The organism is Pareuzebyella sediminis, assembly GCF_008367235.1.
GTDB lineage: Bacteria > Bacteroidota > Bacteroidia > Flavobacteriales > Flavobacteriaceae > Pareuzebyella > Pareuzebyella sediminis.
On record NZ_VTZS01000002.1, the window covers coordinates 302,410 to 326,357 of the forward strand.

The following is a 23,948-nucleotide window of genomic DNA, read 5'->3' on the forward strand; positions in this document are numbered from 1 at the left end:
ACATGGGAAAAATACTTCTTAAAAATGCGAGGGTAGTCAACGAGAACAAAATTTTCGAAAGTGACCTTTTGATCGACGGCCCTTTAATTTCTAGAATCGAAACCGATATTTCCGATGATCGGGCCGAGGTAATCGATGTTAAGGGAAAATACCTTCTGCCCGGTGTTATTGACGACCAAGTTCATTTTCGCGAACCTGGCCTTACCCATAAAGGTGATATTGCTTCCGAGAGCAGGGCCGCCGTCGCAGGTGGCATCACTTCTTTTATGGAGCAGCCAAATACTATTCCGCAGACCACGACGATTGAAAAGCTTGAAAAAAAGTTCGATATCGCCGCGAAAACTTCGTTTGCCAATTATTCTTTTCTTTTTGGGGGTACCAATGATAATTTAGAGGAATTAAAGCGTTTGGACAGGAAGGCCTGTTCTGGAGTAAAGCTCTTTTTGGGATCTTCAACGGGCAATATGTTGGTCGATGACGAAGCGGTCATTGAAGCAATTTTCAGGAATACCGAAATGGTAATATCAGTGCATTGTGAAGACGAACATACCATACGCGAAAATTTAGAGAGGTACAAAGCACAATATGGCGACGATATTCCTATAAAATACCATCCTCGAATTCGCAGTGAGGAGGCCTGTTACCTCTCTTCCTCAAAAGCTATAGGGCTGGCGAAAAAAACGGGCGCACGTTTACATGTTTTTCACCTTTCTACGGCGAAGGAGACCGACTTGTTCAGAAACGATATTCCTTTGGAAGATAAAAAGATTACCGCTGAGGTCTGTATCCATCATTTGTGGTTTTCAGAGGTCGACTACGACAGCAAGGGTACGCTGATCAAATGGAATCCGGCGGTCAAGAAAGCTTCCGATCGTGAGGGCTTATGGAAAGCTTTGCTCGATGATCGATTGGATGTCATTGCCACCGATCACGCTCCCCACCTGTTCCAAGAGAAAGACGACGTATATACAAAAGCGCCTTCTGGCGGGCCTTTGGTTCAGCATGCGCTTCCGGCCATGATGGAGAAATATCACGAGGGCATCCTCCCCTTGGAAAAGTTGGTCGAAAAAATGTGCCATAATCCCGCAAAACTTTTTCAGGTTGAGAAAAGAGGGTATGTACGAGAGGGTTATTTTGCGGATTTAGTCATTATTAGTCCAAACGACCCCTGGCAGGTGTCAAAAGGTAATATTGCGTATAAATGTGGATGGTCACCTTTTGAAGGTAGCGTTTTTCGCTCTAAAGTAACGCACACTTTCGTCAATGGTCATTTGGCCTACCAAAATGGTGAAATTTCATCGTTTCGAAATGGGCAAAGACTCACTTTCGACAGATGAAAAAATGTAGAAAGCCATACTAATTAATCATAGAGGATGCCTTTAGTCAAGAAATATCTGTCTTTGAAAAATAGTTTCAGTTTCGTACTGATTGCTTTTTTCATGTCCTGCAATGAGCAACTTATGGAAAAACCCGACCGGCTTATCCCTCGCGACAAAATGGTATCGGTGCTAAAAGATCTGGCACTGGTCAATGCGGCCAAAACTACAAATATTACCCGGTTGCGTGAGAAGAACTTAGACCCAATGGTCTACGTGTTCGAAAAATACGATATTGATAGTGTTCAATTTGTCGAAAGCGATCGCTATTATGCGTCATTGCCCGTAGAGTACGAAAAAATTTATCAAGAGGTAGAAGCGGAAATCCAGAAAGATATCGACGTGTTAAAAGAGGCAGAAGCCCGGCAGGATAGTTTAGAGCGATTAGAATATGAGGCAAGGCAGGCCGAGAGAAAAGCAGCAAATCAAGCCGCTACGGATTCTCTTCCTTGAATTGGGCACAACTAAAGCGGATTGGCCCGTCAAGCGGGGTAAACTCAAAACCTAAATCTCTTTTGGTCTTTTGGGTGTCATATATTTCCCTGTTTTTTAAAGAGCGTATAGCGTTCTTGGTAATTCTTCTTCCACTTTTAAAAATCAGGTTTCCGAGCCAATCGAACCAACGGCCGATTTCCAATTGCCAGAATTTTAATTCCTTTGTAGGGGGAGTGATTTCGAAAACCTTACATATTTCGCCCAATATCTTTTTGTAAGTCCAATTTTCGCCCACTGCGATATAGCGTTCATTCTTAATGTCTGATTCCATCAGGGCTATCATCAAACGCACCACATCGTTTACAGCTACAAATCCTGTACCTCCCGGAGGGTGATATCGATGTCCTTTTTTGGCAATTGAAAAGAGCTCGCCGCTTCCCGAATCCCAGAAACCAGGCCCTATGATTACACCCGGATTTACCATGACCACCTCAAGACCTTCCTGAGAGCCTCGCCATACTTCCATTTCTGCGGCCTGTTTGGTAAGACCGTAGACGTTGGCCTCATGGGGCGTCCAAGGGTTCTCTTCGTTCGTTTTGGCTCCATCCATGCTTTTTCCGATAGCCCCCACGGTACTGGCATAGCATAGTTTTTCTATGGAATGGGTAATGCACAGATTGACGATATTGGCCGTGCCCTCTGTATTTATTTTTTGAAGCTTTTTGTAGTTCGCCGGGTCGAAAGAAATAAGTGCGGCCGCATGATAGACATGGGTGACGCCCCTAAAGGCCTTTTCCAATGCTGGAATATCATTGATATCGGTCTCTACCCAATCGATTTTTTTAAACAGATAGGGTGCATTTTCCCGATAGTAACCGAATACTTTTTCGACCCTTTTAAGATCGCTCTCCTTTCTATGGATGGCCCGAACCGACGGGTAATTTTCAACCAATTGCAATAAAAGGTGGCTGCCTAGCAAGCCCGTACCTCCCGTAATAAGAATCATAGTTCAAATTTAAAGAATCGTTTTGGATAAATTCCCCTCTTATGCTCGGGAGACTCCGATTTACTTTTATCTTTGCTCGATATATTTACAAGAGACGATATATGGTTACAAATTTTGTGGATGAATTGAAATGGAGAGGCATGTTGCACGATGTCATGCCTGGAACGGAAGATCATCTTGCCAGTGCTATGCAAAGTGCATATTTGGGAATCGATCCCACGGCCGATTCCCTTCATATAGGTCATTTGGTAGGCGTAATGATGCTACGGCACTTTCAATTGGCCGGTCACAAACCCTATGCATTAATCGGCGGTGCTACAGGAATGATAGGTGACCCTTCTGGTAAATCTGCAGAACGTAATCTTTTGGATGAGCCTACTTTACGGCATAACCAAAAGGCTCTGAAGGAGCAACTTTCTCGATTTTTAGATTTCGATAGTGCTTTGGAAAATGCGGCAGTTTTGGTGAACAATTACGATTGGATGAAGGATTTCTCTTTTCTCGATTTCATCCGCGATGTTGGCAAGCATATTACGGTAAATTATATGATGGCCAAGGATTCGGTAAAGAAGCGACTGTCGGCCGAAGCCAAAGAAGGCATGTCTTTTACCGAATTCACCTATCAACTTGTACAGGGCTATGATTTTCTTTATCTCTACCAAAAGTATCATTGTACCCTGCAAATGGGGGGTAGCGATCAATGGGGAAATATTACTACAGGAACCGAACTTATCCGCCGAATAGGCAATGGTAAGGGATATGCCCTGACTTGTCCTTTAATAACCAAAGCGGATGGCACAAAATTCGGAAAGACCGAAAGTGGAAATGTGTGGTTGGATTCCGAACGAACATCCCCTTATCGTTTTTATCAATATTGGCTCAATACTTCTGATGAAGACGCGGAGAAATATATCAAGATATTCACTTTTCTTTCCAAGGAAGAAATAGAAAATCTAGTGGAGGAACATCAAAAAGCACCTCATTTAAGAGCCTTGCAAAAACGCCTTGCCGAAGATATCACTACCATGGTACATTCGGAGGAAGAGTTAGTTAATGCACAAAAGGCCAGCGACATCCTTTTTGGTAAATCGACTTCCGAGGATTTAAAAAAATTAGATGAGAAGACCTTTCTAGATGTTTTTGATGGAGTTCCCCAAGCCAGCATGACCAAAACGGAATTTGAAAACGGATTGGATATGATCGGGGCGCTTGCTGACAAAACCGGGTTTTTGAGTTCCAATAGTGAAGCAAGACGCGAGTTGAAACAGAATTCTATTTCGGTGAACAAAGAAAAGGTTGGGCAAGGCTATACTATTACAGCTTCTGATTTAATCAACGATAAATACGTGCTACTGCAACGAGGGAAAAAGAAATATTTTGTGCTCGTAGTCGATTGATCGATAATGTGTATCTAGCTCAATAAATTAGCGATACCTGCGTTACCAAAGAAGAACGCTTTACAATCCAGATAGATTATGCGTGTTTTTTTGATCTTGCTTTTCTTTGGTTTTGTCACCTTAGGTTGCGATAAGATTGACGATCTTACCAAATTCAATATGGAGTATGCGACCGAGGTCACAATTCCATCGTCCACAGGAATCGATTTACCGTTTGACCTGTTCACTCCCGAAATGGAGACCAATTCAGAATCACAATTCGAGGTGAACGATACCCGAAAAGATCTTATCGAACAGATTAAGCTTACCGAGTTACTCTTAACGATCACTTCACCGTCAAATGCCGATTTCAGTTTTTTGGAGTCCATTGATATCTATATTTCGGCCGAGGGACTAGATGAGATAAAAATCGCTTCGGAAGCAAGTGTCGACCCCGATACCGGAAATACTTTAGATGTAGATGTAATCGATATTGATATTAAGGAATATATCAAAAAAGACAAGTTCAACCTCCGTTTGAATACGGTTACCGACGAGGTAATGAGCACGGATCATAAGATAGAAGTACATTCTATATTTTTTGTGGATGCCAAGATTTTGGGGATATAACCCATATCGCTTGAGCTGGCCAATGACCATCCGGGATAAAATAGCATCGCGTTATGCACAACCTTTTTCGTTTCGGCTATCTTGATGGAAAACGGGTATGAAGTCAATTGCACCGGTATTCGTTGCTTTTCTCTGCTTTTTTGGTTCTCTAGGTTGCTCGAAAGAGGATAGTGGGCATAACTATGGGAACTAATTGTTGGAACTTGGCATAGAAGTGTCGATTACGCGGACCAAGACCAGTCACGAACGGTCGAATGGACTTTTAAGGACGATGGAACCATGGAAATCGTTTTTATGAAGTTCCAAAGAAGTACCGGTGATTTTCTAGGATATAGTTATGTAAGCATTGGCGAATATTCTCTTGCCGATACCCATATTTCGATTTATAATGTAACTACCTTCTCCCACAGTTTTGATGGAGCCGAATGGATTGAGGATGCCGAATACCTATCGGATAAGGAGTCTTTTTTTCAAATAGAAGGCAAGGACCTTCAATCGAATAAAGAATTGGACGTTGATTAGATTTTTTGTGATGATACATTTGACTGTGTTGGGTCTGAGACGTTGACAAGACGCTAAAAACGGGTCCGCAGACCCTATCCGGAGTTATCCTTACCTATCGATTTCTCTTTTATCGGTCATATGCTACATAGAACATGGGAAATAGTATTGGATTTTCTCAAAGCATCATTAAATTACAGCCCCGAACATCGGAATGATCAAAACGGCCCAGTACTTCAAAGCCGCCATTGACGTTGACTTTTCCTAAATCTTGGGTGGCGATAAAGGAACAGGAATGCCGATTGGCCAAATCTATAATGTTAAGTCCTCCTGTTTTACCGATGGGTTGATAGCTTAGGGGATCTTGAGTGCTACGTATTTTGACATTCATCCATGGCGGGGTCTCAAAAACACCATTGCCTTTTGAGTAGGCTTGTGAAAGCAATTCGGTCATACCATATTCGGAATGAATTCGGTCGATCCCAAACCCTTTCTTTAGACGGTCATGAAGTTCTTCGCGAATAAGTTCCTTTCTGCGCCCTTTCATGCCACCGGTCTCCATCACTATGGTGTGGCGAAGTTGTAGTGGGTATTGCTCGACCATATCCAAGAGGGCAAAGGAGACCCCGATCAATAGTGTTTTCGTTCCACTGTGCTCGAGCTTTTCCAGTTTGTCCCGCAATTCTGCCATATTATTGAGATAGAAACCGCTTTGTGGATGACCGCTTTTTACGATCAAGTCTTGGACCATATATACCAAGGAAGAACCTTCCCTTTCGAGATAGGAGGGCAAAAGAGCAAGTACACAGTAGTTCTTTATGGCGCCATAGAAGTATTGAAATCCTTTGCTATAGCTTTTTTTATAAAATTCCAGGTCCTGAACAAAATGCTTACTGGTTTGACTTCCGGTAGTTCCGCTACTACTGAATACGATAACGCTCCGCTCTTTCCCTGAAATGATTTTGTGGGTCTTAAAAAATGAAATAGGTAGAAAGGGAATATCATCGACCTGTTGCACTGAACCTGCATTCTTTTTCAAATAATCACAAAATTGGCGGTAGGTTGTATTCCATTTATATTGATAGTTAAATGTTTCCAAGGCTCTGGCCTCAAAATCCGTTTGCGAAGTAATATTAAATATAGACTCAAAGGCCATTGAACTCAATTTAAGACTTTAAAAATAATCATATCACTTACGTTGAAAGTAAAGAAAGGTGATAAAGACCCATTTGGAAGAAAAAAAATTGACTTCTTGACAATTTCGGGGAAGTCTTTTAACATAAGACAACGCAAACCGTTAATTTTTACTAAATAACAGGTGCATTTGCCTGTAATTCTTGGTAATGCACTTATTACCTGTACCTTTACGAAAATAGCTTCGAACAAAAGAAGCTTAATTTTTAAAACTAAATTTACATTATGAGTCAAGTAAAGAATAATGATACGGTAAAGGTACATTACACGGGGAAGCTAAACGACGGACAAGTATTCGATAGTTCGCTGGAACGTGGGGAACCCTTACAATTCACCATGGGAAAGGGTCAACTTATTCCAGGCTTCGAAAAAGGACTTCTTGATATGAAGGTAAAAGAGAAGAAAACGATAACCATACCTAAAAAAGAGGCTTATGGAGAACCAAAAGGAGAGTTGATCCAAGAGGTGCCTAAAGAGCAGTTGCCTGCAGACCTAGAACCCAAGGTCGGTATGGGACTCGTATCACAGACTCAGAGCGGGCAAGAAATTAATTTGATCGTAAAAGAAGTGAATGAAGACACTATCGTAGTTGATGGTAACCATCCTTTAGCTGGTAAAGACTTGGTCTTTGACCTGGAAGTGGTCGAGATTCTTTAGTCAGAATATACTATAATTTATACCGGTAAAAGTCCTTCTCTAAAAGAAGGGCTTTTTTTATTTAATTACCAGTTTTCGGGTAATGGTTCTCTGGTTTTCGGAGATTTGCAAAACATATACTCCTGGCGACAATCTTGAGATGTTTAAATGCGAAGTTTCGATTTGATCTCTAAGTACCACTTCACCAAATACATCATAGACGAGAATTGTCTTGATATCATTATCTTTTGTTATCACCTGCACCACATCGCCGAACGCTGGATTGGGATACAACTTAAAATCCGCTATTTCCTCATTTTTTTGATTCTGAAGGGTTTGGGGCTCTTGGGCATAGAGCATAGTAGAGAATACAATGAACAGTGCAAAGTAGATAGGTCGCATAAGTATTGATTTGGGATCAACAGTATAAAAGTAACTACTCCATCCAATTTCAAGACGAAATTGTTGTGAAATTCGACAAATTGTACGTGTACGGAAAGGGCCAGACCGTTCATCGGTAAATTTGGCTATTGGGCGACCATAGAAATCGGTGATTTTCAGAGTGTAATGGCAATAGAGGCGAAAACAAACCTAGTTGCCCTGGTTAAAATTTTTAGACCTAAGAATCTAGGGTGATCTACTCGTTGCTGAGATTTAGAGAAGCGAAAACAGTACTACTTTATAATAAGTTTTCGGGTGGCCACTTTGTTGTTCTGATAGACCCGAAGTACATATACCCCAGCATCCAGATTGTTTAAAAACAATTCAACTCCGTTGAGTTTAGTGTCCAACACTTGGGTACCCAAAACATCGTAGATAGCTATTTGTTTGGGCGAATTATCCATGGTACGAATAAAGACTTTACCTTCCGTAACGGGATTTGGATATAGTTTGAACCCCTCGATATCCCCGTTGTTTCGGGCATCTTGCCCAAACGCAAAAGAAACGGTCAAAAAGGCTACAATGAGGTAAAAGTGCTTCATGTAATAGTGTTAGCAAAAAATATACCACAAATATACGAAATCTTCGTTTTCATCGTTGCAACGATTGTACATATGGACTGAAAAAAAGGTTAAAATACAAAAAGCCCGGCATAAGCCGGACTTTTTAAAAGGTGAAAAGGTTTTTAATGAGGTTTAATTCACTCCAACGGTCCATCCTGCGCCCCATGTGGCAACATCGGTTGGAATGCCGTTTCCAACACCGGTGATAAAGTCGCCCTCCACTGGAGTTGTTGCTCCAGTTCCGGCATCACTGTTGAAAGTTGTCGTAATATCATTGAATGTTACATCCACGGCGTTCGAGATGTCGTTTATAATGGCGTCAACAGTTAGCGGATCGTCAATATCGAAGGCCTCATCAAACCCTTCTAGATAAAGATTGTTAAAAACAGCTTCCGTACCCCTTCGAAGTCGAATCGCTTCAGCCCCCTGCGCCGATCCGATACCTATTGCGGTAAAATTGTTCAATGTCGGACTTGAATAAGGGGTGGCTGAATTGTCATCTTCGTTGCCATCGGCTTCGATGACCTTATCAGAATCAGCACTTGTCTGTACGTACACATCGGTCAACGTTCCTCTCCAACCTTCGGTCCAGTCTACAGAATCGTCTTGGGCGTTGGTTATCACTATATTCGTGCCACTTACCGTTCCACCAAAAAACTCCACGCCGTCATCAGCTCCCTCATTGACCTGAATATATTCTAAGGTGGTACCCGAACCTACTGCATAAAAGGAGATACCGTTGAATTCAGATTCTGAATTTATGGCCGCTCCAGTATACTCCAAGACCATATAACTCAGGGTGCCTGAGTCATCGGCATCTTCGGTACCACCGTAAGTGAAGTTTCCGACTTCTGATGTCGCGGTACTGCCAGAGTTGATAGTGGCATTGCCGAGTATGACCAGACCGCCCCAATCACCCGCTGCGGGTGTATTTGCGTTTGAAGTCATCACAATAGGATTGGCCGCAGTGCCTTGAGCTTCTATAGTGGCCCCTTGAAGAATGGCAATATAAACATCCGTTCCACCGGCGTTGGCCCTTATTTCGGTTCCTGCAGGAATGGTCAATGTAGTCCCTGACTGCATCACCAAAGCACCTGAAAGCGTATAGGTGGTGCCGGCATTTAATGTGATATTCGAAGAACCATCGCCCAAATCGGTAAGCTCGGCAGATGATGTGGCCGGTTCGGAAAGTGTAGACCAGCCGCTGGACCAAGTTGAAACATCGGTACCCGTACCGTTGGAAATGCCAGTAAAAAGATCAGCTTCGGTAGCCTCGGTTGAATTGCTGCCCATATCGCTGACCAATCTTTTGGTAACATCTATAAAAGTAATATCGGATACGGATGTCGCATCGTTCAAAATATGGTCGATGGTGGTCGGGTCGTCAACATTAAAACCTTCTTCAAAACCTTCCAGCAAAACATTTATAAAGGTAGCTTCTGTTCCTCTTCTTAATCGGATCGCTTCAGCACCTTGGGAAGATCCGATACCGACCGCCGTAAAATTTGTAATGGTAGGCGATGAAAGTGGGGTAGCCGTATTGTTGTCTTCATTTCCGTCTGCTTCGATCACCTTGTCTGAATCTGCGGTTGTCTCTATGTATATATCGGTAATACCACCTGTCCATCCTTCGGTCCAATCTAACGAATCGTCTTGGGCATTCCTGAGAATAACATGGGTAGCTTGCACCGTACCACCGAAGAATTCGACACCATCGTCAGAGCCTTCATAAACCTCAACGTAATCAACGTTGGTTTGACTTCCTATTCCATAGAAGGAAATTCCATTGAATTCCGATTCCGAATTGATGGCTGCACCGGTATATTCCAAACGCACGTATTGTAAGTTGCCCGAACTGTCAATGTTGTCTGTTCCACCGTAAGTAAAATTACCTACTTCAGAGGTTGCCGTGGCACCTGAATTGATGGGCGCTTTACCAAGAAGTACCAGTCCGCCCCAGTCACCAGCTGAAGGTGCGGCGTTGTTAGAGGTCATGATAATCGGTGCCGATGGTGTGCCAACAGCTTGAATCTTTGCATCTTGTAATATGGCGATATAACCGTCGGTACCTGCGCTTGATTTTATTGTGGTACCTGCCGTAATTGTCAACGTCGTTCCACTTTGCATGATTAGTGGACTTGTCAGTAGATATTCCTCATTCTCACCGGAACCATCCAAAATCAAATCAGCAGTCTGTTCTCCGCCAATTTCCACTATAGTAGATTCACCACCGTCAGGTGTTCCACCTTGGCCGGTGCCATTATTTGTGGTATTGGTAACATTGAATATAATGTCACTCGAGTCGTCTTCACAGGCGATAAAAGCCGAAAGCATGACGGTTATTGCAAAAATTTTAATTGAATTACCCATGATTCTTGATTTATATAATTTTAAGATGTTAGTATTTGCATTTGACATTAGTAGGTATATTTCAAGCTGACCCCAATGGATATACCCCTTTTAAACGTTTCGATATCTACGGTGCCGTCATTGGTGTTCTCTTGAACAATTTTAATAGTCGGGTCGAAAATGTTCGAAGCCTTTAGGTTGATTTGAAAGTTTTCACCTATTGAATTCAACCATGAAAGGTTCAAGGTGGGAACAGCTTTTTCTATTTGATTGCCACGCCCTGAAGATCCCAAAGCAAATATTCTATCGTAGAAATAACTTCCTGATACGGTCAATGAAGTATCATAATTTTCGTAATTTCCTTTATAGGTGATATCGCCATTTACCAAAAAGGGGGATGCTCCCTGAAGCTGATCTTCCGTGCGGTCGGGAAAGCTCGCTGTGAAGATGCCATCAACATCCCCTAAATCTTGATGGGTATAGAGGTATGCCGCATTCGCTCCTACTTTTAATTCACCCGTATCCCCATACTTTGCTATGGTTTTTGCTATTTCAAGTTCAAGCCCTACGGCTTGTCCTTGATTACCGGTACGAAAAAAGCGTCGTGTGTTGGCCGCATCATTGGCAATTACCAAATTCACAGGGTCGGAAATCAACTTTCCGAATAGCGCAGCAGAAATAAGTTCTCCCTCCGTAGGAAAGGCTTCCCACTTGATATCTAGGTTGTAAATGGAAGAAAGGGTGTTCAAAAGATCGGGATTACCTCCAATTTGTTGCGTAACATCTTCATAGACAAACGGAGCGACCTCTTTGAATTCCGGTAGTGAAATCGTTCTGCTAAAGGCAAACCTATAATTGCTATTCTCAGAAGGAGAATATTTAAGGTTTAGTGTGGGCAAAAATTCCGTTTGCGAAAATGCGACGGTTCCGGGATTTACGTTGATGACATCATACGATACATTTTGGTTGAAATTTTCGATTCGTAACCCTGGTATGGCGGACCATTTTTCGTTGATTTTCCATTGAAAATCGACGAAACCGGCATGGGTGGTCAACTCTCCTGAATAGACATTTTCTGGAAGACCGGGGAGGTTATCCCTTGGCCCTCCGAGCGGAAAAATCACATCATTTGTCTGAAGTGCCGGTTTAAGTACGAATAAATTAAAGACATCGTTGTTTGGATCGTTATCCAGGCTTAAGCGAAAGTTGTCGGCGTTAAAAAGTGCATTGAAGTTATCAAGTTCAATAGGCCCGTAAGAAGCGAGATTGTCGTTGATATTCGTATTGTAGCCATAACGGATCGATTCGAAATTTCTCGTTTTGTTCCGTCCAGAGTATCCTATCCTTACTTTTGATTCGTTTTCAAAATCATAGCTCAGCAAAAAATTTCCGGTGTATTCGTCATCATTGATTTCTTGAAAGAACCGTTGGCTGTCAAAGTTGTTATTGGTGATAAAACGAACATTGGGGACAAAGTTCGTTCTGGACTCGTCGGTGAATTCGCCGATATCAAGCGTAACCCTTCTACGATCGGGCTGGTCGGCATTTGAAAGGTTGTAGCCCGCACCCCAGAAAAGATTTAATCTCTCGGATAATTTATGGTCTCCCAAGAGTTGATTGATAAATATAATGTTCTGATCGAATTGCGAGTTTAACTGATAGTATCCATCATCGGCCAGGTCTATTTCTAGCCCTTCGCCCTCAGTACCATAATATCCCACAACACTTTTTGAGTCGTTGATCGCTATAGAATTGAACCGTAATTTATTCTTATCATCAATTCGATATACCAAATTGACGATACCGGTGGTGTTCGTATTGTATTGATATCGATCTACATGGGGAAACAGTATGTCTGCCGTTGCCGAATAATTGGCGGACAAACCTTGTAAAAACTCAAAGGAATTGGAATAGGAAAAATTTCCGAAAGCACTGAACCGCGACGTTTCACTTAAATTTAAAGACATACCCCCCGCAAGGCTAAAGGAACTATTGACAGGATATCCGATTTGATCTGGGTCAACACCGTGCTGAATGACCTGTGAGTACTGGGAAGTTGGCGTTCTTTTCCAATATCCCAATGAATTTATTCCATCATGAACAGGAAAAAAATTCCATTCCCCTATCGCCCTAGTATTGAAACTTGCGCCAGTATTTACCTCAAAATATCCATCCCCAAAATATTGTTTGGAATTAATATCTACATTTCCCGCGGCAAAATCTCCATAGGCCGATGACGAAAAAGTTTTGCTTATGGAAACGTTCTCAATGATGTCGGAAGAAAAAAGGGCCAGGTCGATATTTTTCTTATCAATATCGTTCGAAGGAACCGAAAGCCCGTTAAGCGTAGTGCTCTGATATCTATCCCCGAGTCCGCGTACATATATATTGCTTGAACCTTGTTGTTTAGACACTCCGGAAATCTGTGCGACCGCAGCGGCGGCATCATCAATACCCTTTCTCGAAAGTGCTTCCGCACTTATCGCTTCTTGAATTACAAGCGCTTTTTTCTGTTGGATCAATAGGGAAACTTCTGAATTTTTCCGGGTGGTCGTGGTTACCACTACCTCATCCAGCGAAACCCCTTCTGCAGCACTCATCGGTACGTTTATGGTCGTCACTTTGCCAGCTTCAACGCTAACACTGGGTATTTCGACGGTTTCATATCCCAAATAACTGAAAACTACGGTGTAGGTTCCTGGTTCGAGACCCGCTATTTCATAAAGCCCATCAAAATCAGAGGTAGTACCTTTAGTTGTGCCTTTTATGATTACATTGGCGAAAGCAAGGGGTTCGTTATTGTAATCCTTATCAGTAAGCCTACCTGCAATACTAGATGTTTGAGCAGTCGCGTGGGTTGAAAAAAACGCGAATAGCATAAATAAAATATAGATTCTCATTTGTATTTTGTCGACTTTAATATTGCCGCAAATAACGTGAGGGGCTGTAAAGGTCGAGTTAGCTGTATGTTAAACCTTTATTGCAATAAGGTTAGTTAAATGTTACTATATTAAATCAACGTTAAGTCGTTTTGCCGTACGGGGATTATCTTTATCTTCGACCGCACAAACCAGATTTAGCTTTCCCATGAAGAAGAAAGACATTAGGATTCTCTTAGTAGACGATGAGCCCGATATTCTTGAGATAGTAGGGTATAACCTTACCTCGGAAGGCTATCAGGTTTTTACGGCTACAAACGGAATAGAGGCGGTGTCTATGGCAAAAAAGAAAAATCCGCACCTTATTATTTTAGATGTGATGATGCCCGAGATGGACGGTATGGAGGCCTGCGAAGTAATTCGAAATACCTCGGGTCTTGAAAATACCTTAATTACATTTCTAACCGCCCGAGGGGAGGATTACTCTCAGGTGGCAGGTTTCGATGCCGGGGCCGATGATTATATCACCAAGCCCATTCGCCCGAAAGTTTTGGTCAGCAAAGTGAAGGCTTTGCTCAGAAGACTAAAGGAAGATAATGGCTCTCAAGAAGAAATTGTTAAGGTTGGCAATATTGTGATTAACAGAGAGGAATACAAAATTGTCAATGATGGTGAGGAGATTGTGTTGCCCAGAAAGGAATTTGAACTGTTGGCCCTATTGACTTCCAAGCCCAACAAAGTATTCAAAAGAGAAGTTATTCTTGACAGGGTTTGGGGAAATGAAGTAGTTGTCGGAGGCCGAACCATCGATGTTCACATCAGAAAACTGAGAGAGAAAATAGGCGAGGAGCACTTCAAGACCGTTAAAGGGGTCGGCTACAAATTCGTACTTTAGGTTCTTGTAGATGTGCTTTCGTATTTTATGGTAATTTTAGGGCTCGGGGGCTATAGTGTCCTAAAACTTGGTAGCATGTTCAATGCAACTTTTCCAATGCATGTAAAAATCTCTTGGTATGGCCATTAAGCTCAAAAGGTCCTATCGCTTTGCGTTTCGTTCATCCCTAGCCATTACGGTTCTTGTTGTGGCTCTTACGTCGGTATTGGCCTACTTTGACTTCGGAGTATCATGGAACGCGATTCCCTTTATTGCACTATCTATATTTATAGGGTCATTTATTGTGCTCCAGATTCGAATACAGCATTTTATCTATAGACGAATCAAACGGATTTATGACGATGTGGCTCTTTTGGAATCCTCGTCTCCTATTTCCGGTCCGATTACGACCGATATGAAAACCCTGACCGAAGAAATAGAGAAATTTGCCCAAGACAAGAAGGTAGAAATAGATACGTTAAAGATTCGCGAAGAATATCGAAAGGAGTTTTTGGGTAATGTATCTCATGAACTTAAAACCCCTCTTTTCACGGTTCAAGGCTATATCGAAACGCTTATTGACGGTGCGATCAATGATAAAAATGTCCGCAAGAAGTATTTGCAACGCGCCAACAAGGGGGTAGAACGGCTTATCTATATCGTGAAAGACCTTGACCTCATTACCAAACTGGAGGTCGGGGACCTGAACTTAAGAAAAGAAAACTTTGATATTATCGAGGTGATCCAAGGTGTTTTCGACTTGCTCGAAATGAGAACCGAAAAAAAGAAGATTATGCTCACTTTCGACATGGAGTATGATAAGCCTGTTTATGTGAAAGCCGATAAAGATAAAATTCAACAAGTGGTATCGAACCTTATCGTAAATTCTATAAAATATGGTCATCATGAAGGTACGACCGAGGTCAGCGTAGAGAATTTGATAAAAAATAAGGTTATAGTTAGGGTGACCGATAATGGCGAGGGAATACCGAAACAGCACATACCACGTCTTTTTGAACGCTTTTACAGGGTGGATAAGAGTGGAAGTCGAAGTGAAGGAGGGTCGGGTCTTGGTCTGTCCATAGTTAAGCACATCATAGAGGCACATAACGAAAAAATTTATGTCGAGAGTGAAATTGGGGTAGGTTCTGAGTTTTCATTTACCTTGGAAAAGGCCTGAACAGAAATGGCCTAATTCTACCGTCCTCAACGAGTATTTCCTTAGCTTTGTGGCAAATTTTTGAAGTGGGAAGTAAGAACAAACTAAAACGTTTCAAAGAAAACGAAGGCTTTAAGAATGTCATTCAACCGAAGCGCGAAGAAGTCATCAATGGTTTTGCCCTTAAAGGGAAATGGCATGGGCATTTTGGAAACGATAAGCCTATAGTACTTGAACTTGGTTGTGGTAAAGGCGAGTATACCCTGGGACTTGCAAAACAAGATACCGCAAAGAACTACATCGGTATCGATATCAAAGGGGCGCGTTTATGGCGCGGTGCCAAAACCGCCCTTAAAGAAAAGCTTGACAACGTCGCTTTTTTAAGAACGCAGATAGAGCTGATCGATTCGGTCTTTGGGGAGAATGAAATAGACGAAATTTGGATAACTTTTCCTGACCCACAGCTGAAATATAAACGTACCAAACATCGGATGACCAATGAATCGTTCCTCCAGAAATATCAGAAAATTCTAAAACCTGGCGGACTGGTACACTTGAAGACCGATAGTGAATTTATGCACGGTTATACCCTAGGCTTGTTACATGGGTTGAATATCGAAATTGTATATGCGAATCACGATGTGTATAAAAATGAGGGTAGTCCTTCGGCCGTACTCGAAATACAGACTTTCTACGAAAAACAGTACCTTGAAAAAGGAAAACCGATTACTTATATACAGTTCAGGATGCATTAACCGATGGAACATCTATTGATTCTCTTCTTTGCCACTTTTTCAGCCGCTTTTATGGCAACGGTTCCACCCGGACTTTTAAATATGAATGCCGCCAAGGTAAGTGTCGAAAAGGGAAAGGCGAATGGTATCATTTTTAGTTTTGGGGTATCGACGATGATTATGCTGCAAGCCACTATTGCGGTATATATTTCAAAATTTTTACATAGAAATCCCGAAGTTGTCGATGTCCTTCTAGAGATAGCTGTAGCCGTCTTTGGCTTTTTAGCGGTGTACTTTTTTTGGGCTGCAGGACATGCCAAAAAGAAGACCAAAAAACTGGTGAGGGTCAGCCGAAAGAACAGCTACTTTAAAGGAATGTTACTGGCTACGGTCAATCTGTTGACCATACCCTACTATAGTGGACTCAACGTCATGTGGCACGCCTCAGGGTGGATAAAATTCGAAGTTTGGGATATCGTTACTTTTATATTGGCAGCGGGTACAGGTACGTTCTCGGTGCTGTACATGTACACCATTTATTTTAATAAACTGGAAAATAAGACAAACCGGTTTTCGAAAAATTCCAATTATATATTGAGTGCCTTAATGTTCATATTGATGATAATTACCATCGTTAGATTGATTTGAACTTTTCTTTTGGAAGGCACGACGATGACACTATGAATCGTTTGATACATGTTTGTCGTATATCTTTTTTAATTTGTGACCGATTATGAATCCCGATAACAAAAATTTTTTTCAAAAGGTATACGAAGTGGCACGGCAAATACCCGAGGGTAGGGTTACTTCCTACGGGGCCATAGCCAAGTACTTAGGTATGGCGCGTAGCGCCAGAATGGTGGGTTGGGCGATGAACGGTGCCGGTAGACTTGAGGGAGTTCCGGCACATAGGGTAGTGAACAAAATCGGACTGTTGACCGGAAAACATCATTTCGATGGTACGAACCTGATGCAACAACTATTGGAAAATGAAGGCGTTAAAGTTGTCGATAACCAAATAATCGATTTTGATAAGCATTTTTGGGACCCCTTTAAAGAACTTAGATAGGCCTTTCTAAAAAATAGGTCTGTTAATCGAAAGTAAGGGTGAAGACCGTATATTCTCTTGAAGTCACCTGAATGCTGCCACCATGAAGGCGCATTATCTGCTTTGAAAGACTCAAACCGATTCCAGTTCCTGTGTTTTTGGTAGTAAAAAAAGGTACGAAAACCTTATCGATCAAATCCTCGGGTATACCAGGGCCATTATCGATGACCTGAATATACTTTTTGTTTTTATCATCGATTCCCGCAAGAAATTGAATTCTTCCATCTTCTTGTTCTGCCAGTGACTGTTGGGCATTTTTTCCCAAATTTACCAGTACCTGGGTAATTTGTTTCTCGTCGATAAACAACAAAAGATCTTCAGGTCTAATTTTGGTCTCAATGACATTGACAGTACTTTCTTTTCGCTGTCCATCCATTAGTAGTACCACTTTTTCAAAGAGATCATGGGCGGAAATAAGTTCTTTGTCAGGTTCGGGCACACTGAGAAACGTTCGGTAAGACTGTACAAAACTCATCAAATCATTACCCTGCTTATGAATAACTTCCAATCCTTTAACGGTACTTTTCACATGATGATCATTGAACTCTTCCGCAGAAAGTACCTGTTTATCATCTTTAAAATACTTTAAGACAGATTCAGAGATTGATGTTATGGGGGTAATGGTATTCATGATTTCATGGGTCAGCACCCGTATCAGTTTTACCCAAGAGTCCGTTTCCTTCTCCTCGAGTTCTTTTCGTATATCCTGCACGATAATCAAGAGCAAAGATTGCCTATCGATCGATATGGGGGTAGCTTTTAACGAAAGCTGTGTTTTTTCACGTTCGTTCGTGAGTTGATAAATCTGGTTGTCAAATGGTTTTAGGGCGGCAAACAGTTCGTAAAGCTTTTTATCGATTTGGTTAAATTGTTTGATATGGTTTAACGGCTGGTAATTGAAAAGTCTTTCCACGGTAGGATTTGAGTACAAAATATGACCCTTCTTATTAACGGTCAAAATACCGATGTCGGCCTGCTTAAGTATTTCTTGATAATACTGTTCTTGTGCCTGTTTTTTGAGATGAATGTCCTGAATCATAGTATTGAGTGTATTCAAACTGTGATTCAGTTCTTCAAGGGATTTTACACTGAGTTTTTCGGGAAAGCGAAGGGTAAAATCCTCATTCTTGATGGCATCGAAGAAGTAGGCTATTTTACGGTTGGTCTGGTTTACGTACCGAATCAAAAATACGGTCTGAAAAAATAGGAGAATCAAGGCCAGGCCCGCTAACATATATTGCGCTCCGAAAAAGAAAAATCCTGATCCTAAGGCGGTCAAAGAAATCATCACGATACGAAACAACAACTGTAAATAAATATGTCGGCTTACCATTTCAGAAATTCAAGTTCGAAAGTTATAATTTTAGGATGGAGACTTGCTGGTTATACTTCAATCCCGAGAAGTGCTTCAGCCTATGGGATTGAAAAATCATGAACCGGTAGCCGTTACTCTTTTCCCAATTTTTTCATTTTATTGTATAAGGTCTGTCTAGAAATACCTAATTGCTCTGCAGCGGCACTATAGTTTCCATCGTTTCGGTTTAATGCGTTCGTAATCATAATCAGTTCCATTTCCTCTAAGGTTTCGGGGCCTGTATCTATAGAAATCGCAGATTTCGTTTGTAATAGGAAGTCTTCCGGTTTCAATATGTTTCCTTCGGAAAGAATGACCGCCCTTTCCATGGTATGTAGTAATTCGCGAACGTTTCCGGGCCACGAATAGGCCATTAATTTCTCTTGGGCCGATTGGTTGATTCGTAAGCCGGGCTTTCCATATTTGACGGTGAATTTTTTCAGATAGAAATCGGCCAAGACCAATATGTCTCCTTCGCGCTCCCGTAAGGGGGGAACTTCTACCCGAATGGTATTGATACGATAGAGCAGGTCTTCCCGAAAGAGTCCGTCGGCGACCATTTTTTCAAGGTTCACGTTAGTGGCACAGATCAATCGGATATCGACGGGAATGGTCTTATTAGAACCTACTCTGACAATCGTTTTATTCTGAATGGCGGAGAGAAGTTTGGCCTGCGCCTGCAAGGATAGATTCCCAATTTCATCCAAAAAAAGTGTGCCCCCGTTCGCGGCTTCGAATTTTCCGGCGCGATCTTCTTTGGCGTCGGTGAAGGAGCCTTTGATATGACCGAAAAGTTCACTTTCGAAAAGACTTTCCGCTATAGATCCCATATCTACCGATATGAACACTTCGTTGTTACGGCCAGAAAGTTTATGTACCTCCCTTGCAATAAGCTCTTTTCCTGTACCATTTTCACCGGTAATAAGTACATTAACATCGGTTTTTGCGACCTTTGACACCAATTTCAAAACCGTATTCAAAGACCTCGAATTTCCGATAATATAATTACTGTTTTGGTTGATAACCTGTTTTAAGTTATTCTCCTTTTGCTTGAGCTGATTGACTTGTTTCTGCGATTTTCGCAATTCATGGGCAGATTTTACAGTGGCGAGCAACTTGTCATTGTTCCAAGGTTTGAGCACAAAATCGGCGGCCCCTTCCTTTAATGCCTTTACGGCCAAATCTACGGCTCCATAGGCCGTCATCATAATCACCGAAATCTGGGGAGCTTTTTTTCGAATTTCACGCAGCCAGTAAAGACCTTCGTTTCCTGAATTCACGCCTGCCGAAAAGTTCATATCCAATAAAACGATGTCATAATCCTGCAAATCCGGGAATGAAGAAATCTGGTTGGGGTTTGATATGGCTTTTACCCACTTGTATTCAAATTGAAGCAGAATTTCAAGGGCACTGAGCACACTTTTATTGTCATCGATGACCAGAATTTTAGCGTCTACCATGAGGTGTAGTATTTTTAGGCTATATCCATTTACACATATCGTTCCGATTTTAAAAGTGCAAACAGGGAACTCCCCCAATCCTCGAAAAAGAGGCGGACCATAGGTAGTGTTAAAACTACGATTTGCAATTAATATAAGTATCGATATGTCAAATATTTTGACAAATACTGTATAAGTATTTTACAATTTGAAGAGAGGGTGTCGAGGATTTAGATTTTATACATCTGATAATCAATAAATTAAAGTCTTGGCATAAGAGTGGTAGGTACTTTGGCACATCAAATAGCATATGAATCAAGTTTTAAAAATAGTAGTCTTTCTTTCGGTCTTTGGGTCCATGACCCTGACCGCCCAAGATACGTGGACGTTGAACGAGTGCGTCGAGTATGCCCTGGAAAACAATTTACAGCTTAAGGATTTTAAATACACCACTGAAGCTGGAAGGGAGAGCTACCGCCAATCGATTAGAAATCTTTTGCCAAGGGTAAATGGTTCCTCCAATTATGTAATCAATTTTGGGCGGAGCACCGATCCGTTTACAAATGATGTGGTGACTACGGATTTCTTCTCTAATAACTATTCGCTTGAGACCTCTATCGATTTGTTCAGGGGTTTTCAGAAGTTGAACACCATTAAATCCACCCAGTTTTTATATAAGGCCGCCAAGGAAGAAACCGTGCAGCAAAAATACCTATTGGCATTTAGGGTGATGCAGGCATTTTATGATATTCAGTTTTTTGAAGGGCTAGTTGCCATCTCAAAAGAGCAGCTCGAAGTCTCACAGAACAACTTCGATTTGGTGAGAAAACAAATCGAACTAGGATTGAAAGCCGGGGCCGATCTTTATGAAGCGGAATCACTTTTGTTAACGGATAAACTCAACCTGACCCAAAGCAAGAATCAATTAGTGGCCGCTAAGCTGGCATTGATACAGGAAATGAATTTGGAAGGGGTGTCCGACATTCGCATCCAAAATGAACTTCCGCAAGACCTTGATGAAGGTGGTACCTTTGTAGCACAGTCCGATTCCATATTTGCGGAAGCCAAGAATTTTATGCCCATTTTGAAAGCGCAGGAACTGCGGGCGAAAGCCGCCAAAAAACAGGTAGCGGCTGCCAAGGGAGGGCTCTTTCCATCCCTGTCGTTCTTTGCCGGAATGGGAACGGGGTATTTTGAAACTACTCGCGATTCCCTGGGCAATACCCTTCCTTTTCGCGATCAATTTCGTGACAACACCTTCCAATTTGTAGGGGTCAGTTTGAACGTGCCAATCAGCAATGCATGGTCGGCCCATTCAAGGGTGAAACAACAAAAAATCGAACGCCTCCGGGCAGAAAATAATCTTGAGGTACAGCAACAGGTAATCTTTCAAACCATTCAACAATTGGTGCAAGACTATAATTCACTCTCCGTAGAGCTCGAGCAAAGTTCACAAAAAGTAAAAGCCCAGCGCTTGTCTTTTACGATAGCGCAAAAGCGCTACGAAAAGGGATTGATCAATGCGCTCGAATTATTTACCGCCAAGAACCTTTTTGCCAGTGCCCAAAACGAAAACCTGCAAGTAAGGCTTCGCGCAGAGGTGAACAAAAGCACTCTTGATTTCTATAGGGGCTTACCCGTATTTGACATCGGAGGTTAGTTAAGGTAAGAAATAAAACCAGGTCGTGCGATAGAGTCACGGCGACACTTGAATTTGAATTAGACTAAAAAATGGATATACAATTAGAAAAGAAAAAGGGATTACGGCCAAAACATTTCGGCTATATAGCACTCGGTCTACTCGTGCTTTTTATGGGGTACCAGTTAATTTTTGCGAGTTCCGTATCCACATTTAGAACGGATAAGGAAAAACTTACCATTGCTCAGGTCACTCAGGGCAAGTTTGACGATTATATTACCATTAATGGTAACGTAGCACCTATTGCCACTATTTATATGGACGCTTATGAAGGCGGCCGTGTTAGCGAAAAATTAATCGAAGAGGGTGCCATGGTGAAAAAAGGGGATATTATTTTGAAGCTTGAGAACATGAGTCTCTATGAACAGATACTTCAAAGTGAGAGCAACCTGGCACTTAAGCAGAACGATCTTCGGTCGACAAAGCTAAACTTCGATTCAAGGCTTGTGGAGGGGAAAAAATCATTGGCTACGGCCAGTACTGACCTTCATAGGCTACAACGGAATTTCGAACAGAATCAATCCCTGTTCGATGATGAGCTTATTTCGAAGGAAGAGTATCTGAAGTCAAAAGAAGATTACGAGCTTTCTAAAAAGCAGTTTGAAATTGTAAAAATGCAAACGGAAAATGATCAAGAGCTCGCCGAAACGTCCCTGAAGGGTCTCGACGCAGATTTGGCAAGAATGCAGAAAACCCTCGGAATGGTATACCAACGCTTAGACCACCTAAACGTTCGCGCTCCTGCAGATGGCCAGCTCGGGTTTCTTGATGCCGAAATAGGCCAGAGCATATCCCAGGGCGAGCGCATCGGACAGATCAACGTATTGACCGATTATAAGATCGAAGCCAATATCGATGAACACTATATTGACCGCGTACAGCGTGATTTGACCGCTGTTCTTGAGCGTAATGGTACGGATTATCCATTGCGTGTGCGCAAAGTGTATCCCGAAGTACGAAACGGAAGGTTCAAGGTAGACTTGGTCTTTACCGAAGACAAACCCGAGACGATCCGTACGGGCCAAAGCTACAATATTCGACTGCAGTTAGGGGAGTCGAGCGAAGCCTTACTTCTTCCGAAGGGTAGCTTTTTCCAAAGCACGGGCGGTCAATGGATTTTTGTGGTCAATTCCGATGGGGATGAAGCCTTGCAACGAAACATCCGCATAGGTAAGCAGAATTCTAGATATTATGAGGTATTGGAAGGCCTTCAAGATGGCGAAAAAGTGATTACCAGCAATTACGATAGCTTTGGGGAAGCAGAAAAAATAGTACTAAAATAAAGCCTTAACTGTCACATCTTGAATAGATAGACGTCAATAGTATAAACAGCTTATTAATTCAGTCAAAAAATGATACAGATTCAAAACCTAAAAAAAAGTTTTAGAACCGAAGAGGTCGAAACCCTCGCTTTAAACAAGGTAAACCTCAGTGTAGAAGAAGGAGAATTTGCCGCCATAATGGGCCCCTCGGGCTGTGGTAAATCGACCCTGTTAAATATTATCGGCATGCTCGACAACCCTACAGAGGGTAGTTACAAATTTGCCGGCCATGAGGTCGGTGGTCTAAAAGAACGGCAGCGCACCGAACTTCGAAAAGGGAACCTTGGCTTCGTTTTTCAAAGTTTTAACCTTATCGACGAGCTGACAGTTTTCGAAAATGTAGAACTGCCGTTGATTTATCTCAAAGAGAATAAAAGCAGTCGCAAAGAAAAGGTGATGAAGGTCTTGGAGCGGATGAAAATTGCACACCGCGCCAAACATTTCCCACACCAATTATCCGGTGGGCAACAACAAAGGGTAGCCATTGCCCGGGCTGTTGTTACCAATCCGAAATTGATATTGGCCGATGAGCCTACGGGAAACCTTGATTCAAAAAATGGGTTGGAGGTCATGAACCTATTGACCGAGTTGAACCAAGAAGGCACCACTATCGTAATGGTAACCCATTCGGACCATGATTCCCATTTTGCGCACCGGATCATTAATTTATTCGACGGGCAAATTGTCACCGAGAGTAAAAACAGGGCTATCGGAGCCATCATATGAGCTGCTTAACAACTCTGGTGTTCGTCGAGGGGGCGATCAGGGATATAAAAAATATAAAAAAGAAAAGGGAGTTTATTCATCAATCAATAGTCAATCGACCGGCCAAACTTTTCTCCTAATCAGGGAAATGAAACATTAGTCAAAAAA

The 23,948-nt window shown here is 42.1% G+C and carries 22 protein-coding genes; 14 read left to right on the forward strand and 8 right to left on the reverse strand.

Annotation, left to right across the window (positions count from 1 at the left end):
* Window positions 1-2: 2 nt before the first annotated feature.
* Both F2B13_RS08025 and F2B13_RS08030 read left to right on the forward strand, forming a co-directional pair.
* Window positions 3-1,337, forward strand: a complete 1,335-nt coding sequence (locus tag F2B13_RS08025; RefSeq protein ID WP_149274560.1) for a dihydroorotase — start codon at window positions 3-5, stop codon at window positions 1,335-1,337.
* A 63-nt stretch (window positions 1,338-1,400) separates the two neighbouring features.
* A complete protein-coding gene (locus F2B13_RS08030) occupies window positions 1,401-1,829 on the forward strand; it encodes a DUF4296 domain-containing protein (RefSeq protein WP_232622914.1) in 429 nt (142 codons plus the stop codon).
* Here F2B13_RS08030 and F2B13_RS08035 read toward each other — a convergent pair.
* On the reverse strand, window positions 1,810-2,817 hold the full coding sequence (locus tag F2B13_RS08035) for an NAD-dependent epimerase/dehydratase family protein (protein ID WP_149274562.1): 1,008 nt from the start codon (window positions 2,815-2,817) through the stop codon (window positions 1,810-1,812). The genes F2B13_RS08030 and F2B13_RS08035 overlap by 20 nt on opposite strands.
* Window positions 2,818-2,918: 101 nt before the next feature.
* On the opposite strand from F2B13_RS08035, the gene tyrS reads away from it, so the two are divergent.
* The 3 genes from tyrS (at window position 2,919) to F2B13_RS08050 (ending at window position 5,345) form a co-directional block, all read left to right on the forward strand.
* Complete coding sequence (gene tyrS / locus F2B13_RS08040; RefSeq protein ID WP_149274563.1) at window positions 2,919-4,214, forward strand: tyrosine--tRNA ligase; 1,296 nt, start codon at window positions 2,919-2,921, stop codon at window positions 4,212-4,214.
* A gap of 78 nt (window positions 4,215-4,292) precedes the next feature.
* Window positions 4,293-4,823 (forward strand): hypothetical protein, encoded by a 531-nt coding sequence (locus F2B13_RS08045; RefSeq protein ID WP_149274564.1) that lies wholly within the window; start codon window positions 4,293-4,295, stop codon window positions 4,821-4,823.
* Between the two features lie 294 nt (window positions 4,824-5,117).
* Complete coding sequence (locus tag F2B13_RS08050) at window positions 5,118-5,345, forward strand: hypothetical protein (protein ID WP_149274565.1); 228 nt, start codon at window positions 5,118-5,120, stop codon at window positions 5,343-5,345.
* A 157-nt stretch (window positions 5,346-5,502) separates the two neighbouring features.
* On the opposite strand, the gene F2B13_RS08055 is transcribed toward F2B13_RS08050, so the two are convergent.
* A complete protein-coding gene (locus tag F2B13_RS08055; protein ID WP_149303959.1) occupies window positions 5,503-6,480 on the reverse strand; it encodes a LuxE/PaaK family acyltransferase in 978 nt (325 codons plus the stop codon).
* A gap of 263 nt (window positions 6,481-6,743) precedes the next feature.
* Between F2B13_RS08055 and F2B13_RS08060 the strand changes: the two genes are divergently transcribed.
* Window positions 6,744-7,175, forward strand: coding sequence for an FKBP-type peptidyl-prolyl cis-trans isomerase (locus tag F2B13_RS08060; RefSeq protein ID WP_149274567.1), 432 nt, complete (start codon window positions 6,744-6,746; stop codon window positions 7,173-7,175).
* Between the two features lie 57 nt (window positions 7,176-7,232).
* Here F2B13_RS08060 and F2B13_RS08065 read toward each other — a convergent pair whose 3' ends face one another.
* From F2B13_RS08065 to F2B13_RS08080, 4 genes are all read right to left on the reverse strand, one after another.
* Complete coding sequence (locus tag F2B13_RS08065) at window positions 7,233-7,556, reverse strand: T9SS type A sorting domain-containing protein (RefSeq protein ID WP_149303960.1); 324 nt, start codon at window positions 7,554-7,556, stop codon at window positions 7,233-7,235.
* Between the two features lie 272 nt (window positions 7,557-7,828).
* Window positions 7,829-8,137: a T9SS type A sorting domain-containing protein gene (locus tag F2B13_RS08070; protein ID WP_149303961.1), complete on the reverse strand. Its 309-nt coding sequence runs from the start codon at window positions 8,135-8,137 to the stop codon at window positions 7,829-7,831.
* 153 nt (window positions 8,138-8,290) lie between these two features.
* Window positions 8,291-10,528, reverse strand: a complete 2,238-nt coding sequence (locus tag F2B13_RS08075; protein WP_149303962.1) for a hypothetical protein — start codon at window positions 10,526-10,528, stop codon at window positions 8,291-8,293.
* A 47-nt stretch (window positions 10,529-10,575) separates the two neighbouring features.
* Window positions 10,576-13,407: a TonB-dependent receptor gene (locus F2B13_RS08080; RefSeq protein ID WP_149303963.1), complete on the reverse strand. Its 2,832-nt coding sequence runs from the start codon at window positions 13,405-13,407 to the stop codon at window positions 10,576-10,578.
* 187 nt (window positions 13,408-13,594) lie between these two features.
* Between F2B13_RS08080 and F2B13_RS08085 the strand changes: the two genes are divergently transcribed.
* The 5 genes from F2B13_RS08085 to F2B13_RS08105 all read left to right on the forward strand — a co-directional run bounded on the left by F2B13_RS08085 (window position 13,595) and on the right by F2B13_RS08105 (window position 17,222).
* The gene (locus F2B13_RS08085) at window positions 13,595-14,281 is read left to right on the forward strand and encodes a response regulator transcription factor (protein ID WP_149274572.1); all 687 of its coding nucleotides are present in this window, start codon (window positions 13,595-13,597) and stop codon (window positions 14,279-14,281) included.
* 118 nt (window positions 14,282-14,399) lie between these two features.
* Entirely contained in the window at window positions 14,400-15,440 is a 1,041-nt protein-coding gene (locus F2B13_RS08090; RefSeq protein ID WP_149274573.1) for a sensor histidine kinase, read from the forward strand.
* A gap of 65 nt (window positions 15,441-15,505) precedes the next feature.
* Entirely contained in the window at window positions 15,506-16,174 is a 669-nt protein-coding gene (trmB, locus tag F2B13_RS08095) for a tRNA (guanosine(46)-N7)-methyltransferase TrmB (RefSeq protein WP_149274574.1), read from the forward strand.
* A gap of 3 nt (window positions 16,175-16,177) precedes the next feature.
* Window positions 16,178-16,801: a LysE family transporter gene (locus F2B13_RS08100; RefSeq protein WP_149274575.1), complete on the forward strand. Its 624-nt coding sequence runs from the start codon at window positions 16,178-16,180 to the stop codon at window positions 16,799-16,801.
* Window positions 16,802-16,886: 85 nt separating this feature from the next.
* On the forward strand, window positions 16,887-17,222 hold the full coding sequence (locus F2B13_RS08105) for an MGMT family protein (RefSeq protein WP_149274576.1): 336 nt from the start codon (window positions 16,887-16,889) through the stop codon (window positions 17,220-17,222).
* 22 nt (window positions 17,223-17,244) lie between these two features.
* On the opposite strand, the gene F2B13_RS08110 is transcribed toward F2B13_RS08105, so the two are convergent.
* Window positions 17,245-18,594: a sensor histidine kinase gene (locus F2B13_RS08110; protein WP_149303964.1), complete on the reverse strand. Its 1,350-nt coding sequence runs from the start codon at window positions 18,592-18,594 to the stop codon at window positions 17,245-17,247.
* 113 nt (window positions 18,595-18,707) lie between these two features.
* The gene (locus F2B13_RS08115; RefSeq protein ID WP_149274578.1) at window positions 18,708-20,075 is read right to left on the reverse strand and encodes a sigma-54-dependent transcriptional regulator; all 1,368 of its coding nucleotides are present in this window, start codon (window positions 20,073-20,075) and stop codon (window positions 18,708-18,710) included.
* A 289-nt stretch (window positions 20,076-20,364) separates the two neighbouring features.
* Between F2B13_RS08115 and F2B13_RS08120 the strand changes: the two genes are divergently transcribed.
* The 3 genes from F2B13_RS08120 to F2B13_RS08130 all read left to right on the forward strand — a co-directional run bounded on the left by F2B13_RS08120 (window position 20,365) and on the right by F2B13_RS08130 (window position 23,801).
* Window positions 20,365-21,714 (forward strand): TolC family protein, encoded by a 1,350-nt coding sequence (locus tag F2B13_RS08120; RefSeq protein WP_149274579.1) that lies wholly within the window; start codon window positions 20,365-20,367, stop codon window positions 21,712-21,714.
* A 71-nt stretch (window positions 21,715-21,785) separates the two neighbouring features.
* Window positions 21,786-23,036 (forward strand): efflux RND transporter periplasmic adaptor subunit, encoded by a 1,251-nt coding sequence (locus F2B13_RS08125; RefSeq protein ID WP_149274580.1) that lies wholly within the window; start codon window positions 21,786-21,788, stop codon window positions 23,034-23,036.
* 69 nt (window positions 23,037-23,105) lie between these two features.
* Window positions 23,106-23,801 carry an ABC transporter ATP-binding protein gene (locus F2B13_RS08130; protein WP_149274581.1) on the forward strand — a complete coding sequence of 232 codons (696 nt, stop codon included), beginning with the start codon at window positions 23,106-23,108 and terminating at the stop codon, window positions 23,799-23,801.
* Window positions 23,802-23,948: the final 147 nt, after the last annotated feature.

Bases quoted from the DNA above. Each gene is read 5' to 3' on its own strand.
- F2B13_RS08100 (WP_149274575.1), top strand. From the start codon at position 16,178: ATGGAACATCTATTGATTCTCTTCTTTGCCACTTTTTCAGCCGCTTTT.
- F2B13_RS08115 (WP_149274578.1), bottom strand. From the start codon at position 20,075: ATGGTAGACGCTAAAATTCTGGTCATCGATGACAATAAAAGTGTGCTC.
- F2B13_RS08050 (WP_149274565.1), top strand. From the start codon at position 5,118: ATGAAGTTCCAAAGAAGTACCGGTGATTTTCTAGGATATAGTTATGTA.
- F2B13_RS08120 (WP_149274579.1), top strand. From the start codon at position 20,365: ATGAATCAAGTTTTAAAAATAGTAGTCTTTCTTTCGGTCTTTGGGTCC.
- F2B13_RS08105 (WP_149274576.1), top strand. From the start codon at position 16,887: ATGAATCCCGATAACAAAAATTTTTTTCAAAAGGTATACGAAGTGGCA.
- F2B13_RS08045 (WP_149274564.1), top strand. From the start codon at position 4,293: ATGCGTGTTTTTTTGATCTTGCTTTTCTTTGGTTTTGTCACCTTAGGT.
- F2B13_RS08070 (WP_149303961.1), bottom strand. From the start codon at position 8,137: ATGAAGCACTTTTACCTCATTGTAGCCTTTTTGACCGTTTCTTTTGCG.
- F2B13_RS08080 (WP_149303963.1), bottom strand. From the start codon at position 13,407: ATGAGAATCTATATTTTATTTATGCTATTCGCGTTTTTTTCAACCCAC.
- F2B13_RS08055 (WP_149303959.1), bottom strand. From the start codon at position 6,480: ATGGCCTTTGAGTCTATATTTAATATTACTTCGCAAACGGATTTTGAG.
- F2B13_RS08075 (WP_149303962.1), bottom strand. From the start codon at position 10,528: ATGGGTAATTCAATTAAAATTTTTGCAATAACCGTCATGCTTTCGGCT.
- tyrS (WP_149274563.1), top strand. From the start codon at position 2,919: ATGGTTACAAATTTTGTGGATGAATTGAAATGGAGAGGCATGTTGCAC.
- F2B13_RS08125 (WP_149274580.1), top strand. From the start codon at position 21,786: ATGGATATACAATTAGAAAAGAAAAAGGGATTACGGCCAAAACATTTC.
- F2B13_RS08035 (WP_149274562.1), bottom strand. From the start codon at position 2,817: ATGATTCTTATTACGGGAGGTACGGGCTTGCTAGGCAGCCACCTTTTA.
- F2B13_RS08065 (WP_149303960.1), bottom strand. From the start codon at position 7,556: ATGCGACCTATCTACTTTGCACTGTTCATTGTATTCTCTACTATGCTC.
- F2B13_RS08025 (WP_149274560.1), top strand. From the start codon at position 3: ATGGGAAAAATACTTCTTAAAAATGCGAGGGTAGTCAACGAGAACAAA.
- F2B13_RS08110 (WP_149303964.1), bottom strand. From the start codon at position 18,594: ATGGTAAGCCGACATATTTATTTACAGTTGTTGTTTCGTATCGTGATG.
- F2B13_RS08085 (WP_149274572.1), top strand. From the start codon at position 13,595: ATGAAGAAGAAAGACATTAGGATTCTCTTAGTAGACGATGAGCCCGAT.
- F2B13_RS08090 (WP_149274573.1), top strand. From the start codon at position 14,400: ATGGCCATTAAGCTCAAAAGGTCCTATCGCTTTGCGTTTCGTTCATCC.
- F2B13_RS08060 (WP_149274567.1), top strand. From the start codon at position 6,744: ATGAGTCAAGTAAAGAATAATGATACGGTAAAGGTACATTACACGGGG.
- F2B13_RS08130 (WP_149274581.1), top strand. From the start codon at position 23,106: ATGATACAGATTCAAAACCTAAAAAAAAGTTTTAGAACCGAAGAGGTC.